The sequence below is a fragment of the Acidithiobacillus sp. TH-A35 genome (assembly GCF_057473505.1).
The window spans coordinates 1-4,009 of record NZ_JBYCKR010000106.1 but is presented as its reverse complement, the minus strand read 5'-3'; the positions used below and the strand labels follow the sequence as shown (position 1 = coordinate 4,009).

Annotated in this window: 3 protein-coding genes; all 3 read left to right on the top strand. The window is 61.5% G+C overall.

What is annotated here, in order from left to right:
• Positions 1-905: adenylosuccinate lyase (gene purB, locus AC2VNK_RS03880; protein WP_486882869.1), on the top strand; the 905-nt coding region annotated here is incomplete at its 5' end.
• Positions 902-1,624, top strand: a complete 723-nt coding sequence (gene purC / locus AC2VNK_RS03875) for a phosphoribosylaminoimidazolesuccinocarboxamide synthase (protein WP_486882868.1) — start codon at positions 902-904, stop codon at positions 1,622-1,624. The genes purB and purC, both read left to right, overlap by 4 nt.
• A 69-nt stretch (positions 1,625-1,693) precedes the next feature.
• The coding region (gene purL, locus AC2VNK_RS03870) for a phosphoribosylformylglycinamidine synthase (RefSeq protein WP_486882866.1) at positions 1,694-4,009 on the top strand (2,316 nt) is incomplete at its 3' end.

Sequence of the window (4,009 nt, the reverse complement as noted above, 5' to 3'; positions counted from 1 at the left end):
TGATGATCGGCCGCTCCCATGGCATTCATGCGGAGCCCATCACTTTTGGCCTGAAAGTGGCGGTCTGGTGTGCCGAGGCACAGCGCAACCGGCAACGTCTGGTCAGAGCCATCGCCGCCGTGTCGGCGGGCATGTTGTCGGGGGCCGTCGGAACATTCGCCAACATCGACCCCGGTGTCGAAGACGCGGTCTGTGCGGAGCTGGGGCTGGCTCCGGAACTGGCCAGCACGCAAGTCATTTCCCGGGATCGTCACGCCGAGTTTTTCGGCACCTTGGCGGTGATTGCCGGTTCCATTGAAAAGATTGCCGTGGAAATTCGTCATTTGCAGCGCACCGAGGTGTTGGAGGCGGAGGAGCCATTTACCGCCGGGCAGAAGGGCAGTTCCGCCATGCCCCACAAGCGCAATCCTATCCTCTCCGAGAATCTGACCGGTCTCGCCCGCCTGCTGCGCGGTTATGCGGGTATGGCGCTGGAGGACATCGCCCTCTGGCATGAGCGCGATATTTCCCACTCCAGTGTGGAGCGGGTGATCGGCCCCGATGCCTGCATCGTCATGGACTTCATGTTCCATCGGGCGAGCGGCCTGCTGGAACGGCTCGTGGTTTATCCGCAGCGGATGCTGGATAACCTGCACAAGATGCATGGCCTGATTTTCTCACAGCGGGTGCTGCTGGCGCTCACCGGGAAGGGCATGCTGCGCGAAGACGCGTATCGGGTGGTGCAGCACAACGCGATGCAGGTCTGGGAGGCGAATGCGGACTTCAAATCTCTCCTGGCAGCGGACCCGCAGATTCAGCCTTATCTGAGCGCGCCGGAACTGGCTGAGTTGTTTGATCTCGCCTATCACACCCGCAATATCGACGCCATTTTCGCCCGTGTCTTTCCGGAAGGACAACCCCGATGAGTGAACGCACTGCCCTCTACGAGGGTAAGGCCAAGATCGTCTATGCCAGCGAATCACCCGATGAGTTGGTCCTGCATTTCAAGGATGACACTTCGGCTTTTGACGGCGAAAAGGTCGAGCAACTCGCCCATAAAGGCGAGATAAACAATGCGTTCAATGCCTTCATCATGGAATATTTGCAGGGTGAGGGGGTGCCGACCCATTTTATCCGCCGCCTCAATGCGCGAGAAAGCCTGGTGCGCCGTCTGGAGATGATCCCGGTGGAGTGTGTGGTGCGGAATCGGGCGGCGGGGTCCTTGTCCAAGCGCCTGGGTATCGAGGAGGGCCGGATTCTGGAGCCGCCGACGCTGGAATTCTTTCTGAAGAACGATGCGCTGCACGATCCCATGATCAACACGTCCCATATTCGCACTTTTGGTTGGGCGACGGCAGAAGAAGTAGAGGCCATGCGCCGTTGGACGACGCGGGTCAATATGTTGCTGTCCGCACTATTTGCAAAGGCGAATCTGATTCTGGTGGACTTTAAGCTGGAGTTCGGGCGTTTTGACGGTGAGCTGTATCTCGGTGACGAATTCAGCCCCGACGGCTGTAGACTTTGGGATGCCCAGAGTCTGGAAAAAATGGATAAAGACCGCTTTCGTCGCAATCTGGGCGGGGTGGTAGAAGCCTATGTAGAAGTTGCGCGCCGCTTGGGCGTGCCGCTTCCTGCAGCATCATAAAATCGTATCTTTCCAGCGGGATAGTCTTCTGAGTCGTCCTGCCGCGTTTCTTGAATGAGGGATCATCCCATGCTGCTGCTTCGCGGCTCTGCGGCGCTGTCCGCCTTTCGTGTGCAACACTTGCTACGCATCCTCGTTGCCGAGGGTTTTCCCGTCCAGAGCGCAGTCGCTCAATACGTCCATCTGATTGATCTCGGCGCGCCCCTGACGTCGGCAGAAATGGGGGTGCTGACCGCTTTGCTGCATTACGGGGAACCTGCTGAAGGACATGCAGAGGACGCACAGGAAGTCTGCGTGGTGCCCCGTCTCGGGACCATCTCGCCATGGTCCAGCAAAGCGACGGATATTGCCGGACACTGTGGATTGGGGGCGGTGCGGCGTATCGAACGGGGGGTTTCGTATCGCTTGCGCAAAGCCGGCGGTGCGGCCTTCAGCGCGGCGGAGTTGCAGGCGATGAGCGGGCTTTTGCACGATCCCATGACCGAGTCGGTGTTGCCGGACTGGGCGGCGGCAGAGGCCATTTTTGCCCATCCGGAACCCGCATCACTGACCCGCATTCCTCTGCACAAAGAGGGGCGTGCCGCCTTGCTTTCGGCCAATAACCGTATGGGGCTCGCTCTCGCTCCGGCGGAGCTGGATTATCTGTTTGATTATTTTTCCGACTTGGGCCGCGATCCCAGTGATGCCGAACTGATGATGTTTGCGCAGGCCAACTCCGAGCATTGTCGGCATAAGGTGTTCAATGCGGCCTTCCGGCTGGATGGCCAGGATCAGGCCCTCAGCCTCTTCGCCATGATTCGCGAAACTCACCGCCTGCATCCGCAGGGCACGCTATCCGCCTATAAGGACAATGCCGCGGTCATGGCAGGTGGCGCGCTGAGCCAGCCTTTCGCGGTGGATGTGTCGGGAGCGTATGCCGTAGCGGAAGAGCGCACCGCCATTCTGATGAAAGTGGAAACCCACAACCATCCGACGGCCATTTCGCCTTTTCCCGGAGCGGCCACGGGGAGCGGCGGCGAGATTCGCGACGAGGGTGCCACCGGGCGGGGCGGTAAGCCCAAGGCGGGTTTGACTGGCTTCTCGGTGTCACATCTGCGGATTCCCGGCTATATCCAGTCATGGGAGGCAAACCCTTACGGAAAGCCGGCGCGTATCCGCTCGGCGCTGGACATCATGCGCGAAGGCCCCCTGGGTGCTGCGGCCTTCAACAACGAATTCGGCCGCCCAGCCATTGCCGGTTATTTCCGGGTCTTCGAATGCGATCAGGACGGGCTGCACCGCGGCTACCACAAACCCATCATGCTGGCCGGCGGTCTGGGGCAGATTCGCCCCTTGCTGGTGGAGAAGAAGCCTCTGCCGGAAGGCGCCAAGGTGCTGGTTATCGGCGGCCCGGCCATGCTCATCGGTCTGGGTGGCGGTGCTGCTTCCAGTGTGGCCAGCGGGGCAGGGGATGAGCAACTGGATTTTGCCTCGGTGCAGCGTGGCAATCCGGAAATGCAGCGCCGGGCCCAGGAAGTGATCGAGCGTTGTATTGCTCTGGGAGAGGATTCGCCTATTTTGTCCATCCATGACGTCGGGGCGGGCGGGCTTTCCAACGCCATTCCCGAGTTGTTGCACGATGGTGGTCGTGGCGGCTGTCTGCAACTGCGGGCGGTGCCCAATGAAGAACAGGCCATGTCGCCCATGCAGATCTGGAGTAATGAGGCGCAGGAGCGTTATGTGCTGGCTGTGGCGGCAGCAGACTTGCCGCGTTTCACGGAGATCTGCGCCCGCGAGCGCTGCCCCTGGGCGGTCCTGGGAGAAGCCACGGCGGAGGATGCCCTGATTCTGGAGGATTCCCTGCTCCATGACCGGCCGGTGGATATGGCCCTCAGCGCCCTGCTGGGCTGCCCGCCGCGCATGGAGCGGGACAGTCGGCATGTGCAGCCCGATTTGCGCCCGCTGGACCTGTCGGGTGCCGATTTGCGTGCTGCCGCCTATGCCGTTTTGCGCCATCCCTCGGTAGCCAGCAAGGAATTCCTGATCACCATAGGGGACCGCAGTGTCGGCGGCCTGATTCACCGCGACCAGATGGTGGGGCCATGGCAGGTGCCGGTGGCCGATTGCGGGGTCACGGCAGCGGACTTCTGGAATACCCACGGCGAGGCCATGGCCATCGGCGAGCGCGCCCCGGTGGCGGTGTTGAATCCCGCGGCCAGCGCCCGGCTGGCCATTGCCGAAGCCCTCACCAACCTGTTTGCCGCCGATGTGGCCGCGCTGGGGGATATCAAGCTCTCGGCCAACTGGATGGCGGCGGCAGACCATCCGGGAGAAGATGCGGCGCTCTATGACGCGGTACATGCTGCGGCACTGGAACTCTGTCCGGCGCTGGACCTTGCCATCCCG

Excerpts from the sequence above, each read along its gene's own strand:
- purC (WP_486882868.1), top strand. The coding sequence starts at position 902 with ATGAGTGAACGCACTGCCCTCTACGAGGGTAAGGCCAAGATCGTCTAT.